At 60.9% G+C, this 14373-nt stretch carries 14 protein-coding genes and 1 pseudogene; 7 read left to right on the top strand and 8 right to left on the bottom strand.

Going from position 1 to position 14373, the window contains the following annotated elements:
- The 6 genes from BUC36_RS06750 to BUC36_RS06725 form a co-directional block, all read right to left on the bottom strand.
- Positions 1–525, bottom strand: a complete 525-nt coding sequence (locus BUC36_RS06750) for an REP-associated tyrosine transposase (protein ID WP_073272995.1) — start codon at positions 523–525, stop codon at positions 1–3.
- A 228-nt stretch (positions 526–753) separates the two neighbouring features.
- Entirely contained in the window at positions 754–1473 is a 720-nt protein-coding gene (gene folE / locus BUC36_RS06745) for a GTP cyclohydrolase I (RefSeq protein ID WP_073272993.1), read from the bottom strand.
- A gap of 173 nt (positions 1474–1646) precedes the next feature.
- Positions 1647–2066 carry a DUF2231 domain-containing protein gene (locus BUC36_RS06740; protein WP_073272989.1) on the bottom strand — a complete coding sequence of 140 codons (420 nt, stop codon included), beginning with the start codon at positions 2064–2066 and terminating at the stop codon, positions 1647–1649.
- A 1-nt stretch (position 2067) separates the two neighbouring features.
- Positions 2068–2409 (bottom strand): hypothetical protein, encoded by a 342-nt coding sequence (locus BUC36_RS06735; RefSeq protein WP_073272987.1) that lies wholly within the window; start codon positions 2407–2409, stop codon positions 2068–2070.
- Between the two features lie 73 nt (positions 2410–2482).
- Positions 2483–3115: a hypothetical protein gene (locus BUC36_RS06730; RefSeq protein WP_073272985.1), complete on the bottom strand. Its 633-nt coding sequence runs from the start codon at positions 3113–3115 to the stop codon at positions 2483–2485.
- Between the two features lie 51 nt (positions 3116–3166).
- Complete coding sequence (locus BUC36_RS06725; protein WP_073272983.1) at positions 3167–3886, bottom strand: RNA polymerase sigma factor; 720 nt, start codon at positions 3884–3886, stop codon at positions 3167–3169.
- A gap of 67 nt (positions 3887–3953) precedes the next feature.
- On the opposite strand from BUC36_RS06725, the gene BUC36_RS06720 reads away from it, so the two are divergent.
- Positions 3954–4202: a hypothetical protein gene (locus BUC36_RS06720; RefSeq protein WP_143186899.1), complete on the top strand. Its 249-nt coding sequence runs from the start codon at positions 3954–3956 to the stop codon at positions 4200–4202.
- Between the two features lie 295 nt (positions 4203–4497).
- Positions 4498–4877, top strand: a pseudogene (locus tag BUC36_RS06715) (transposase); the annotation flags it as partial.
- 99 nt (positions 4878–4976) lie between these two features.
- On the opposite strand, the gene moeA reads toward BUC36_RS06715, so the two are convergent.
- Positions 4977–6215: a molybdopterin molybdotransferase MoeA gene (moeA, locus tag BUC36_RS06710; protein ID WP_073272978.1), complete on the bottom strand. Its 1239-nt coding sequence runs from the start codon at positions 6213–6215 to the stop codon at positions 4977–4979.
- Between the two features lie 14 nt (positions 6216–6229).
- On the bottom strand, positions 6230–6883 hold the full coding sequence (gene narL / locus BUC36_RS06705; protein ID WP_073272975.1) for a two-component system response regulator NarL: 654 nt from the start codon (positions 6881–6883) through the stop codon (positions 6230–6232).
- Between the two features lie 284 nt (positions 6884–7167).
- Here narL and BUC36_RS06700 point away from each other — a divergent pair, with 284 nt between their 5' ends.
- The 5 genes from BUC36_RS06700 (at position 7168) to BUC36_RS06680 (ending at position 14332) form a co-directional block, all read left to right on the top strand.
- The gene (locus tag BUC36_RS06700) at positions 7168–8781 is read left to right on the top strand and encodes an MFS transporter (protein ID WP_073272973.1); all 1614 of its coding nucleotides are present in this window, start codon (positions 7168–7170) and stop codon (positions 8779–8781) included.
- Positions 8782–9002: 221 nt separating this feature from the next.
- Entirely contained in the window at positions 9003–10163 is a 1161-nt protein-coding gene (locus BUC36_RS06695) for an NnrS family protein (RefSeq protein WP_073272971.1), read from the top strand.
- Positions 10164–10173: 10 nt separating this feature from the next.
- Complete coding sequence (locus tag BUC36_RS06690; RefSeq protein ID WP_073272969.1) at positions 10174–12147, top strand: pyridoxal phosphate-dependent decarboxylase family protein; 1974 nt, start codon at positions 10174–10176, stop codon at positions 12145–12147.
- Between the two features lie 28 nt (positions 12148–12175).
- Positions 12176–13480, top strand: a complete 1305-nt coding sequence (gene trhP, locus BUC36_RS06685) for a prephenate-dependent tRNA uridine(34) hydroxylase TrhP (RefSeq protein ID WP_073272965.1) — start codon at positions 12176–12178, stop codon at positions 13478–13480.
- 216 nt (positions 13481–13696) lie between these two features.
- A complete protein-coding gene (locus BUC36_RS06680; RefSeq protein ID WP_073272963.1) occupies positions 13697–14332 on the top strand; it encodes a c-type cytochrome in 636 nt (211 codons plus the stop codon).
- Positions 14333–14373: the final 41 nt, after the last annotated feature.

Genomic DNA, 14373 nt, shown 5'->3' with positions numbered 1-14373 from the left:
TCACTCGAACTGCATATCGAGCACCGTGTCTGAAACTTCGCTTCCCCAATCCTCCGTATACCAGCCTTGTGCCACCAGCCGGTGGAAACTGCTATAGGGCCATTCGCGGGCCCGTCTCACATAACCGTGCCTTACCGGGTTGTAGTGGATATAGTCGAGATGACGCTGCCAGTCTTCTTCATCCCTTATCAGGTGTTCCCAAAAGCGTCTCTGCCAGATTCCTTTCTCGCGCTTGGCTCTCTGTGATTCCCTGAGGCCTGTAGCGGGAAGCCCTGCTGAAAAACTCCGCTTTATCTTCATCCAGCGGGACGAGTAGTCGTGATCTCCCCGGGGCAGCTTCCACAGGGTGTGGAGGTGGTCGGGGAGAACGACGATGGCCTGGATTTCGAATGGGTGCTTGTTGCGCACCTGGCGGAATGCGTGTCGCAGGCGGTCTATATAATCTACCAGTAGTGGCTGCCGTCGATCCGTCACTACCGTGAAGAAATAACAGGCTCCCGGTAAATAGGCACGGCGATATTCCATATGGCCATCCCGGCTCGTCTATTGATGGGCACGTCGCTGCGCTCCTTTGCCCATCCTACGGATCTAATGGGCTCGAGCCGTAGAATATTGGGTCTTCCAAGCCCTCGATAATCTGTTTGATCCATGGGCGGGCAGTCGAACAGCATACTTGGGCGCGATAAGGCCCCTGCTGTTAAACGGATGCTATACCCACCGGATGGATTCGGCCGATGAAATAAACCCGGACAGTCAACGACGGTTTCCAAGCAAATTCAGAAATTCGAGCCGTAGCGTCGCGTTTTTCAAGAACGCTCCACGCATGACAGAGTTATGCATCAACGCGTCATTGTCTTTGACCCCACGCCAGTGCATGCAGAAGTGGCTGGCCTCCATGACGATCGCCAGGCCATCTGGTTGAAGGCGGTGCTCCAGTTCGTCAGCCAGCATGACCACCGCCTCTTCCTGAATCTGCGGCCGGTTCATCACCCATTCGGCCAGGCGTGCGTACTTGGACAAGCCGATCAGGTCGGACGACGCATTGGGCAGCACGCCAATCCATACCTTGCCCAGGATTGGGCACAAATGATGCGAACAGGCGCTGCGCACCGTAACCGGTCCGACGATCATCAGCTCGTTGAGCTGAGAAACGTTCGGAAATGTCGTAGCCGCCGGCGCCTTTTCATAGCGGCCGCGAAACACCTCGTGCACGAACATTTTGGCGACCCGCTTCGCGGTATCGGCGACGTTGTGGTCGCTGTGGGTGTCAATTACCAGCGCATGCAGCAAGCCTTGAAGCTTCTGTTTAACCTCTGTGCGCAATTCATCCAATTCGCCGTCATGGATAAAGGCGGCGATGTTGTCGTTGGCGTGGAAGCGCTGCCCCGCCTCGATCAGGCGATGGCGGATGCGGTCGGACACGCCCACTTCCGGCGCTGTGGTAGGTTCCTGGAATACAGATTCGAGCAGCACGTGTTGATTCCTCAAGCAATGGTTTGTCGGGGTGGTGTGCACGCAGGTTTTTAACCCGGTAATGCCGGCGCAGATACGCGGATCTGCGGGTATTCCGCGGGCTCGTGCCGATTTGGGTCGGCGGGGGCACGTCCCTGTGTCGCATTGACCTGTCAACCGCTTGGGTTACCGGGTCAATGGCTGTCGGAGCGCCAGACGCCGTGGTGATAAACCAGCTTGCCACCAAGCCAGCCACCGACAGTCAGGCAGAGGAAACCGCCAGCATCCAGAAGCAGGGACACGGTGTTCGGCTCCAGCGCGCGCAAATCCTCCAGTCGCAGCAGCAGGCGGGTGCAGAATAGGGCGCAGGCGCAGAGCATCGCCCCCATGTGCCAGTAAGCAATCCGCATCGCGGGGCCTTCGGGCACATATGCCAGTTCGAGTATGCCCGCGAGCATGGCTACAATGGCCGTGCCACAACCCACTGTGAGAAGCCCACTCGACCAGCGCCAGGCGGGTTCGCCGAACCAGAACCCAGCGAAGTCCGCCACCACGGCCAGCGACCAGCAGGCGACCGGAAAATGCACCAGCGCGGGATGCAGGCGGTGACCCATGTCAGAGCACCAGGCTCAAAAGGATCAGAAAACCGATTACCGCAAGGCCGGCATGCAGTATCACCACAGCCTTGGGTGCCAGTTTGCTGCGCAGATGGAAGGAGGCTAGAAAGAAGCCGCCGAGGGCTGCCGCCAACAGCAGGGCAAAGGCGGCAATCAGGCGCTGGCCGCTATTATCTCCACCCAACAGTAGGAGAATCAGGGTGACCAGACCGATCGCACCCAGCAGGGCATGCCCCAGCGACAGGAACCAGGGAGCCAATCTGCCGCGCAAGATATGGCTGGCAAGAACCAGTCCCCCAATGGCCGCCAGGCCGAAGCTACTCAAAGCAAAAACCAACATGCGGTCTCCTCTATGTTTGTAGGTTATCAGGGGCTGCACTGCCGCAGGGCGACAAGGCAGCCGCAGTGTCATGTCAGTGCTGTTCAGCCAGCTTTACATCACTCATTCCCAACGCCTGCGCCACGTCGTACATGGCTTGATTGAGAATCTTATGGGTGGTCTTATCGGCCTGATAGCCGACATCGGCATTGATATCCGCCATCACCTGGTTGTGCAGCTGGTGAGAAATTGCCTTGTCGAAGAGGTAACCACTCCAGAAAGTGCCATCCGCAGTGACGCCAGCCTTTACTAGAGTCTTCGCTAGTGCAGCGCCCGAGAGATCGGCCGGCTCGGGCAGACTGATACCGGCTTCAGTGGCACGCTTAAGGCTGTAGGCGATGGCTATGTCCATCCCACTTATGAAGGTGTTCACCTCATCTTCACCGTATTGCTTGGTAAGCTTGGATACCTCAGCAATCACGGTGTCTTCCCCGAGCATGGCCACCAGGGCGTTGGCAAAGCTGAAGTTGTCGGCGCCGCCACCGGCTTTGACCAATGCGGCGGTTACCGCCAGCGCCGGCTCGCCATGATAGGAGGGGCCGCCAAACATATTCATCGCAACTTGTGCTCGTTTAGCGGCTGGCTCCTGGACGGCGGCAATCACCAGTGCGGGGCTGGCGGAAAACGCAACCAGGCCGGCGGCAAAAACAATGGTTGTGGCTTTCATGGATTCTCTCCTTTTTCAGTTTCTTCAACAGTGTCGTGGATAAGTGCCGGCTCAAACCGGCTGAGTCATTCCCTGGCGAGCCAGTTCAGCCATTACATGAGCAGTGACGGCGTCGCAGCGCTTGCCGGCGAATTCAAAGGCATCGGACGCCTGGGCTTCCATCCGCTGTGCCAGATCCTGGCGGAGCAGATCGCGCGCTCGCGACAGGCGTTTTTTGACCAGCGCCTCGTTGATATCGAGGCAGAATGCGCTGTCGGCCACCGACAGGCCTTCTACTGCCCGAAGCATGAAGACACTGCGGTAGATTTCCGGGAGGCGCCGGATAGCGAGTTCCAGAAGGTGTTGCATTTCCTGGTGGTCGGCTGCCGTTTCCGGGGTATGTTGGTCGGCGATAAATGATGCCATGCCGTCCTCCTCGGATTGCTTGCTTTGAAGTACAGCGATCTTCTCGTCCAGCGATACCACCGGGCGCTGGCGGCGCTTGATGCTGATAGCCTGGTTGACGGCGATGCGGATCAGCCACGTTTTGAGTGACGCGCGCCCCTGATAGGAATCCAGGTGCGTAAAGGCGTTCAGGTAGGCCTCTTGCACTGCTTCTTGGGCCTGGTCCTCATCGTCTAGCACCGCCCTGGCCGCACGAAACAGTGCCTGATTGTGGCGGCGTACGATGAGTTCGAAGGCCGGCCCGTCCCCCCGGCGAGCCCGCTCCACCAAGTCAGCATCGCTTAAATCGGTTAGTGGCTCCCGTGGGTCGGCTGCCGAATTGGTCACGCTGAATTCCTCCCGTCAATGATTTTTTCGCGGTTCTTACTCTAATAGACGCAACGGAATAGAAAAGGTGACAAATTTGCTGGAAAAACTTTCGGGTTCAATCGTGAACCGCAGCGCCCTTTTTGTATCTTTTTTGTGGGCCCAGGAAGTGGCGCTGGATCGCAAGGTGCACCATTTGCCTGCCTCTCTGCGCAAGCGCGTCAAGGGCGGCATCTGGTCTCATCTCAGAAAGGCAATCAGCGTGACACCAATACAGGCCATCCTGCTGATAACCACGGCAGCGTCCAGCACTTCATTGCCGCAGACGCCTGGATGAGTGGTAGGACATGGAAGAAAAATAGAAGAGCAATTCGCTCTGATCCTTGACGAAACACGCGATCTCAATAAGCTGCTCCATTCGGTTGCCAGGGTGAACATCCGCTGGCACCAGGGTATCGACAAGGGCGTTTCGCCCATCAACTACCCGCGGTGAGCCGGCACATTCGAGCATGTCCACAACATGACAAGAGCCGGTCGCTCACACGATATGCAACTGGCCAACTTGAAACAGTGCCTTAGCCACCTGGGTACGCTGAGCCCCGCAGAGTACGCCAAGAACTGCCTGCCACCGTACTGGGCTGCAGGCGGAGGATGCCCTGGATAAATGGATCGCCACCATTCCGGACGGCCAGAAGGAAGCCTGGAGCGATCTGGTCAGGGCCGTGGGCAGTTGGCGCGAAGAAATCACGACCTGCTTCGAGACGGATATGCTCCTCACCAACACTTACACGGAATTCACCACCAGGCTGGCCAAGAGCAAGAACTGTGAAGGTCGAGGCTATTCCTTCGAAGTAAGTCGGGCTCGAATGCGCTACATCGCGAAGCCCGAAAAGAAGGCCCGACTGGGAAGGTCTCTCCGCACTATAAGAAAACTATCGGTTACGGACTACCGGACTTCGTAGAAGAACTCGACTGTAGGACTCAACTAAGGGGCGAGCTATCAACCATCTGAGGGTGGTATCAGGTTGGTGGGACGAAGGCATCCCATCAACCATTATTAACCCGGCAATATTTATCGCCGGGTTAATAAATCCGGAAAACCCAGAAAAGACTAGAGATCCAGCGGAGTCGCCAGCGGCTCTATGTCGACCATATCGCCCGCTTCGGCATTGCCGCTGTCGCGGGACAGCACGATCAGGCAGTTGGCGTCGGCGAGGCCGGAGAGGATGTGGCTGCCCTGGGCGCCGACCGGTTCGACGCACAGGTTGCCGGATTCGTCGCGCAAGTAGATACCGCGCTGGAAGTCGGTACGGCCCGGTTTTTTCTTCACCGGCTTTTGCAGCCTGGCCTGCAGCTGCACAGGTGCTGCCCAGGCGCTGCCCTTCATGACGGTCAGTGCCGGCACTGCCAGCTGCTGGAAAGTGATCAGGGCCGAGACCGGATTGCCGGGCAGGCCGAAAAACGGGGTGCCCTGCAGGCGCCCGTAGGCGAACGGCTTGCCGGGTTTCATCGCCACTTTCCAGAAGCCGATTTCCCCCATTTCCTCCAGCACTTCCCGCGTGTAGTCGGCTTCGCCCACCGATACGCCGCCGGACGTGATAATCGCGTCGGCCTCGCGGGCGGCACGGGCCAGGTTGTCGCGGATGACGTCTTTGTCGTCCGGCAATATGCCCAGATCGAGGACCTCCAGATCCAGTTCCGCCAGCGCCGCCAGCAGCGCGATGCGGTTGCTGTCGAAGATGTCGCCCTTGCCGAGTGGCTCGCCGGGCTGACGGAGTTCGTCGCCGGTGGAGAAGAGGGCGATCACCGGCCGCCGCTGCACGCTCACCTCGCCGATGCCGGCCGCGGCCAGCAGGGCAATATGGGCCACCGAAATCCGCGCACCGCTGTCCAGCAGCGTCTCGCCCTCGGCCACGTCCTCGCCGCAGCGGCGGATATGGTCGCCCGGGCGCACCTTGCCGCCGATAAAAATGGACTCGCCTTGTGTCGTAACCTGTTCCTGCATCACTACCGTGTCGGCACCATCGGGCAGGGCGGCGCCGGTCATGATGCGCACGCAGGTGCCCGGATTGACGATACCGTCGAACGGCTTGCCGGCAAATGAATAGCCGATCAGTTCGAGCGGCATGCCGCTGTCGAGATCGGCAATGCGCAGCGCGTAGCCGTCCATCGCGGAGTTGTCGCAGGGCGGCAGGCAGACAGTGGAGGCGACCGGTTGGGCCAGCACGCGGCCGGTGGCCTGGGCCAGCGGGATCGATTCGGTGCCGGCGACCGGGGCCAGGTCTTCGAGCAGGGCTGCCCGGGCCGCCTCGATAGGCATCAGGCCGGGCTGGGAACAGCAGTCACTCATGGGGTACTCCGGGGTCAGGTAGACTCTGACCGCTTTTGATTGACCATCCACACCGCGGCCTCCACCCGGGAGCGCATGCCGAGTTTTTTCAGCAGGTGCTTTACGTGCACCTTCACGGTGGCATCGCTGATGTCGAGTTCGCGGGCGATCAGCTTGTTGCTGAGCCCGTCGGCAATCAGCTGCAATATCTGGTATTCGCGGCTTGTCAGCGAGGAGAGCGCGTCGGCACCGGATTTGTCGGGTTTGCGCAGTGCCGAGGCGAGAATTTCGGTTAGGCGCTGACTGATGGCCATCTTGCCGTGGGTCGCCGCCAGTACCTGCTCGAGGATATCCTCGGGATCCATGTCCTTCAGCAGGTAGCCGTCGGCACCGGCGCGGATACAGGCCACCACGTCCGCGTTGTTGTCGGACACCGTCAGCATCACGATGCGCGCGGTCACGCCGGCGGCGCGCATGGCGCGCAGTGTGTCCAGGCCGTCCATGCCGCGCATGTTCAGGTCGAGCAGGATGATATCGGGATCGCATTCATCGGCCAGCTTTACCGCTTCCTCGCCGCTGCTGGCCTCCGCCACCAGCTCCAGGCCCGGCTCCAGACTGAATAGTTGCATCAGCCCTTTGCGGAACAGGGGATGGTCGTCGACCATCATGACTCTTGCGGGACTGGACATGATCGCTCCTGCAGTGAAGTTGGTTTCGGTGTCTGATCAGTGGCCAATATGCTAGCACAGGCGACACGTCGCCAGAGAGCTCTACCCCTAAGGAGGTAATCGCGCGCCAGCGGGGCTCTTTCAGCCGCGGCGAATATGGCTGTGTGGGCGGTTTTCCGGGCTATTGGGACGTCGGCAAAACGGTGTGCGGGAAAAAGGGAGTACTTATTGATGGTAATTGAGCGCTGGTCGGGTGCTGTCCATAGTGGCAGTCGAGAACAATTACCCGAGCAGGAGCCAAGACTGTGTCTGATATCTACGAATGGTCCCCGGAGAATAGCCAGTTCTGGCAATCCAGGGGTAAAAAAATAGCAAGCCGCAATCTGTGGATTTCCATTCCCAGCCTGCTGGCCGGCTTCGCCGTGTGGCTTTACTGGGGCATCATCACCGTACAGATGCTCAACCTGGGCTTCCCGATTGCCAAATCCGAACTCTTTACACTGATGGCCATCGCCGGCCTGACCGGCGCCACGCTGCGGATTCCCAGCAGCTTCTTTATTCGCCTGTGCGGTGGGCGCAACACGATCATGTTTACCACCGCGCTGTTGATCATACCCGCGCTCGGCACCGGTATCGCGCTGCAGGACAAGAACACGCCGCTGTGGGTGTTCCAGCTGCTGGCGCTGCTCAGTGGTTTCGGCGGCGGTAACTTCGCCTCGTCCATGTCCAATATCAGCTTTTTCTTCCCCAAGGAAAAGCAGGGGCTGGCGCTGGGCCTGAATGCCGGTCTCGGTAATTTCGGCGTAACCACCATGCAGATCATCGTGCCGCTGTTCATGACCTTCGGTGCCTTCGGCGCTATGGGCGGCGATCCGATGACCCTGGTTAACTCTTCCGGCTCCCTGATCGGCAAGGTGCCGGCCGGTTCCGAATCCTGGATTCAGAACGCCGGTTTTGTCTGGCTGCTGCTGCTGGTTCCGCTCGCGCTGGCGACCTGGTTCGGCATGAACAATATCCGCACCGATGAGGTGTCCCCGGATATTGGCAGCCCGCTCAGCACCTTCGGTAAGATGAGCCTGATGCTCGGCATCGGCCTGGTGAATGCACTGATCGGCCTGTGGCTGATACTGCCGGAAAGCGCCAACGGCTCCGGCTGGGGCGTGCCGAAGGAAATCGTGCTGGTGCTGGTGATTTTCGGCACCGTCTACGGCCTGAAGATGCTGCCGGGCGATATCCGCAACAGCCTCAACCGCCAGTACCGTATTTTCAACAACAAGCACACCTGGGTGATGAGTGTGATCTACACCATGACCTTCGGCAGCTTCATCGGTTTCGCCGCGGCCTTCCCGCTGGCTATCAAGGTGATCTTCGGTTACAGCCACGTGATGGTCGACGGTGTCATGACGCACGATACCATCAACGCGAATGGCCCCAGCGCGCTGATGTACGCCTGGATGGGACCGTTTATCGGCGCGCTGATCCGCCCGGTCGGTGGCTGGATTGCGGACCGCATCGGCGGTGCCCTGGTGACCCAGGTCTGTGCCGTGATCATGGTGGCCAGTGCCCTGGGCGTGGCTTACTACATGAAGGCAGCCTACGCGTCGGCCTCCCCGGAAGACTATTTCGTACCCTTCTTCCTGCTGTTCCTGACGCTGTTTGCGGCCACCGGGATCGGCAATGGCTCGACTTTCCGCACCATCGCCATGGTGTTCCCGAAAGAGCAGGCCGGCCCGGTACTGGGTTGGACTTCCGCGGTGGCGGCTTACGGTGCCTTCTATATTCCGAAGGTGTTCGGTGAGCAGATCAAGGCGACTACACCTGAGTACGCCCTGGCCGGTTTCGCCATCTTCTACGCAGTGTGCCTGGTGGTTAACTACTGGTACTACCTGCGCAAGAACGGTGAATTCTACAATCCATAATCTGAACTTCACTCGTGTGTTGTTGCTTGGGGGAGTCTGAACTCCCCCTTTTTTGTAGCGCGAAAGACCACTGTGGACTTTCGCGCATTTGTGGTTTTCATGCCGCCACCCGTCGAGGGTGGCGGCAATCGTGAAACACCCAGGTCAATTGCCTGAGCGTGTAGCGCCGCGGCGGGTTGCGCGATCTGCTGCCGCCACCGCGAAATTTATGGAGTCGAGTCTTGTTGCAAATCATGGATCGTGAACGCGAACAATCGCTCTCGCCCCTGTGGCGCATGCCGTTTCGCCCGATGTTCCTCGGTGCCGCGGTGTGGAGTTGCATCGCCCTGTGCCTGTGGCTGGCGCAGCTGCGCGGTATTTCCGTGCCAACAGTGCGCGGCGGTATCACCTGGCATGCGCACGAAATGCTGTTCGGTTTTGCCGGCGCCGTGGTGGTGGGTTTCATCACCACCGCCATGCAGACCTGGACCGGCCTGCGCGCGCCCACCGGCAGGCCGTTGATCGCGCTCAGCGCACTGTGGCTGGCGGCGCGGCTCGGCTATGCGTTTGCAGTCGTGCCGCTGTGGCTGCCGGTGGTATTGGAGTGCGGCTTTTTCCTGTTCGCCGCGGTGCTCGCCGGCCGCCGCATTCTCGCCGTGCGCCAGTGGCGCAACCTGTTTTTGATTCCCGCGCTGATCGCGTTCGCGGCACTGGCCGCCGCCCACTGGCTGCTGCCCGGGTGGCAGCGCAGCGCCGGCCTGGTGACGCTGTTGCTGGTTACCGGACTGATCACGATATTCGGCGGCCGGGTGATTCCCTTTTTTACCGCGCGGCGCTTTCAGCTGCCGCAGCGCGACAAGATTGCGCTACTGGAAATCGGCAGCCACATCACGGTGGTGGCGCTGCTGCTCGCCGTCGGATTCAATTTGCCGAAACCCTTGTGGGGCTGGCTGGCACTGGCGCTGGCGCTGCTGCAGCTGGTGCGCTGCTGGCGCTGGCGCCCGTCGCTGATCTGGCGTGAGCCGCTGCTCTGGTCGCTGCACCTGAGCTACTGGTTCATCGTGCTGGGCTTCCTGATGGCGTTTCTCGCCTGGACCGGCATTGCGCCCGGGCTCGAGGGCGGTGCGCTGCACGCGTTCGCCGTCGGCGGCATCGGCGGCATGATTCTGGCAATGATCAGCCGCGTCACACTCGGCCATACCGGCCGCACGCTGCAATGCCCGCGCCTGATGCCGCTGGCTTTTGCCGCGCTGGTGCTGGCGGCGCTGGCACGGATTTTCTGGGCCCCGGCCAGTAACGGCTTGCTGGTGGCTGTGTGTGGCTGGTTGCTCGGCTACGGACTCTATTTGTATTACTACGCGCCGATGCTGATGGCGCCGCGCGCCGACGGTCAGGCGGGATAGGAGATTATTTGTGAAAAAAACCGGTGAATTTCTCAGTCCGTATTTTCTCGGCGCCTACGGTGAGAACAACGATGTGCTGGAAAAATTTGTCGTCGAGTTTATGCGCGACCACGTGTTCTGGCGCCGCAACTTCCACCCGGAGGACACGCCGCCGATCACGCCGCAGATGCAGAACCAGCCGAAATATCGCGATGCCATCGCGCGCATGCAGTTCGAACTGCACCAGCTCACCGCGCGGCTGAAAAGATCGGTGCCCTTTTTCAATCCGCGCTATGTCGGCCATATGGTGTCCGAGACGCTGATGCCGGCACTGATCGCCCAGCAGGTGGCCACGCTCTACAACCCCAACAATGTGTCGGTGGATGCGGCCACCGTGACCATTGACATGGAGCTGGAGGTGGGGCGCCAGTTCGCGCGCATGTTCGGTTTCAATACCGACGAATCGCAGTCGCCCTGTGCCTGGGGCCACCTGACCAGCGGCGGCAGCAGCGCCAACTACGAGAGCCTGTGGAATTTCCGCGCGGTGAAGTTTTTCGGCATCGCCCTGGCGCGCGCCTGCCGCGAGCTGCAACTGGCAGTGCCGGTCGAAGAATTCGGTATTGATATCGCCGCGGCGAGCGACTGGCAGCTGTTCAACCTGCCGATCGATCGCCAGCTCGAGTTGCGCAGTGCCGCGCTGGCGCAGATGGCCGACGGCCGCGCGCGGCGTCAGCTGCTGGATACCGTCGACCGCTACCGCATCGAGACACTCGGCCCGGTGGAGTTTTTCCAGCACACCGACCTGAAACCGCCGGTCATTCTCGCCCCGGCGAGTGCCCACTACTCGTGGAGCAAGGCGGTCAAGATTCTCGGCTTCGGCAGCCAGCGCCTGCTCAAGGTGCCGATGAATGCGCGCATGCGCATGGATATATCGGCACTGGAGCAGCAGCTGGCGGAGCTGCACGCGGAGCAGCGCCCGGTACTGGCAGTGATCGGCGTGCTCGGCACCACCGAATTCGGCACCATCGACCCGGTCGACGAGATAGTGGCGGTGCGCGAGCGCTGTCGCGCTCAGGGTACCGATTTCTGCATTCATATCGATGCGGCCTGGGGCGGCTACCTGGCTGCCATCTTCCGCGACGAGCAGGGCGGTGTGGTGCCGCGGGAGCAGGTGCGCAAGCACTTCCGCTACTTCCCGTCGGAATCGGTGTATCGCAGCTTTACCGCGCTTGGTGAAGTGGACTCGATCACCATAGATCCGCACAAGATGGGCTATCTACCCTACGGCACCGGCGGTTTTGTCTGCCGCAATCGCGATGTGGCCGAACTGCTGACACAGAAGGCGGCCTATGTGTTCGACGAGAACAGCGACGAGTCCGATTTCGACCTGCGCAATATCGGCCAGTATGTGCTCGAGGGCTCCAAGCCCGGCGCCAACGCGGCGGCGGCTTACGTTGCCCACCGGGTGTTGCCGCTCGATGCGGAACGCTTCGGCCGGGTCATGGGGCACACGATACAGGCGTCGGAATACCTGCACGACCACCTGCTGGAGCTGGCCGAAGAGCTCAAGGATCAGGTCAGCCTGGTGCTGCCGTTCGAGCCGGACACCAACCTGATCTGTATCGGCGTCAACCCGCGTGGCAACCGCAGCCCGGTGCGGCAGAACGCCTTTACCCGCAGGGTGTTCGACCACCTGAAGGTGGAGCCGGACAAGCCGATTCAGGCGAAGGAGTTTGTCGGCTCCTTTACCTCGGTGTTCCGCCGCAACCTGGACGATGAAGCGGCACAGCGGCTGGCGGACAAGCTGGGCCTGGATGCCGAAGCCTTCTGCACCAGTGTCAGCGATCCCCAGCAACAGGTCGAAGGCATGTTCGTGCTGCGCCACACGATCATGAACCCCTGGGTTATGGCCAGCAGCGGCGGCCAGACCTACCTGGAAAAATACTGCGATTACCTGCGCAAGATCCTGTTGCAGGAACTGCAGGACGGACACTGGCGAGTCTGAGCGCGGCACGATTTTGTAGAGGTAAACCATGACTGAACTCCTTTCTCCGGCCGGTACCCTGAAAAGCATGCGCTTTGCATTTGCTTACGGCGCCGATGCGGTCTATGTGGGCCAGCCGCGCTACAGCCTGCGGGTGCGCAACAACGAGTTCAACCGCATCGAAAACCTGGCCGCGGCGGTCGACGAGGCCCACCGGCTCGGCAAGAAGGTCTATGTCGCCAGTAATGTGGCGCCGCACAACGATAAGCTGCGCAGTTACCTGCGCGACATGGAGCCGGTGATTGCGATGCGGCCGGACGCGCTGATCATGTCCGATCCCGGCCTGATCATGCTGGTGCGCGAGCGCTGGCCGGACATGCCGGTACACCTGTCGGTGCAGGCCAATGCGGTCAACTGGGCGACGGTAAAGTTCTGGCAGCAGCAGGGCCTCGAGCGGGTCATTTTGTCGCGCGAGCTGTCCCTCGACGAGATCGAGGAGATCCGCATGCGCTGCCCGGAAATGGAGCTGGAGGTGTTTGTGCACGGCGCGCTGTGCATGGCCTATTCCGGGCGCTGCCTGCTGTCCGGCTATATCAATCATCGCGATTCCAACCAGGGCGCCTGCACCAATGCCTGCCGGTGGGAATACAACGCCCACCCGGCGCGGGAGACCGAGACCGGCGACCTGGTTGCCGCGCACCAAGTCGATCCGGCCAGTGACAACCCGGCGCCGATGCTGCTGCAGGAGAAAAACCGCCCCGGCGAGCTGATCCCGGTATACGAGGACGAGCACGGCACCTACATCATGAATTCCAAGGACCTGCGCGCGGTACAGCATGTGCAGCGCCTGGTGCAGATGGGCATTCACTCGCTGAAGATCGAAGGGCGTACCAAGTCGCACTACTATGTAGCGCGCACCGCCCAGGTCTACCGCCGCGCGATCGACGACGCTCTGGCCGGGCGCGAGTTCGACTTCGCGCTGATGTCCAGCCTCGAGCACCTGGCCAACCGCGGTTATACCGAGGGCTTCTATCGCCGCCATGTGCCGAGCGAATTCCAGAACTATGAGAAGGGCGTGTCCAGCAATCCCAACCAGCAATTCGTCGGCGAGGCGCTGGCGCTGGAGGACGGCTGGATGACGGTGGATGTGAAGAACCGCTTCGAGCGCGGCGACCAGCTGGAACTGGTCACGCCCGCCGGCAACCAGCGCTTCCGCCTCGAGGTACTGGAAAGCGAGCGCGGCGAGCCGCTCGACGCGGCGCCCGGCTCCGGCCATGTGGTACGCCTGCGCCTGCCACTGGAGCTGCCGGCCGAGGATATCGGCTACAGCATGTTGATGCGCCATATCGACTGAGTGGCAGAAATGCCGGTACCAGATGGCGCCGTGGGGCGGCGCTGGCGCTGACGGATTTCGAAAACGGGGCCAATTCGCCGACTGCCGCGCTATTTACGGCGGGGGTTACTTGCTAATCTGTGTCTCCGTGATTTGTACGAATGTACCGATTTGTCACCGGCGCGAACCACCCGAACGTCGTTTCGGGCAGGGCGCCGGCCGAGCGAAGGAAATGCAATGCACCTGAAAACGATCATCGCGAAATCCCTGCTACTGGCCCCCCTGTTTATCGCGGCTTCCGTCAGCCATGCCGCCGATGCGGAAGCCGGCAAGGGGCTGTACGGGACCTGTGCCGCCTGCCACGGACAGGCGGCAGAGGGCAGCACAGCCATGAAAGCACCCGCGCTGGCCGGTCAGTCGGCCGATTACCTGGTGCGCCAGCTGCAATATTTCCGCAGCGGCGTGCGCGGCACTGCAGAGGGTGATGCACTCGGCGCGCAGATGCGGCCGATGGCGCAGATGCTGGCCGATGATGCCGCGGTGGAAAACGTATCGGCCTTTATCGCCGGTCTGCCAGCGGCAAGCCCCGCCGCCACGGTCGCAGGCGATCCGGTGCAGGGCAACAAGCAGTACCAGAGCAAGTGCGGCGCCTGCCACGGCAGCGCCGGCCAGGGCAATGACGCGCTGAATTCCCCGCGGCTTGTGGGCCTCGGAGACGCCTACCTGATTCGCCAATTCGAGAATTTCAGGAAAGGTCTCCGCGGCAGCCACCCGGATGACAAGTACGGCCGCCAGATGAAAATGATGGCTGCCACCCTGAACGACCAGCAACTCAAGGACGTGGCCGCATTCCTGAACAGCAAGACCGAATAAAAGACCGAATAAATTGATCTGCGAACAAACAAGAATAACGA

This window comes from Microbulbifer donghaiensis (assembly GCF_900129095.1).
GTDB classification, from domain to species: Bacteria; Pseudomonadota; Gammaproteobacteria; order Pseudomonadales; family Cellvibrionaceae; genus Microbulbifer; species Microbulbifer donghaiensis.
This window is presented reverse-complemented; position numbering and strand designations above follow the sequence as displayed.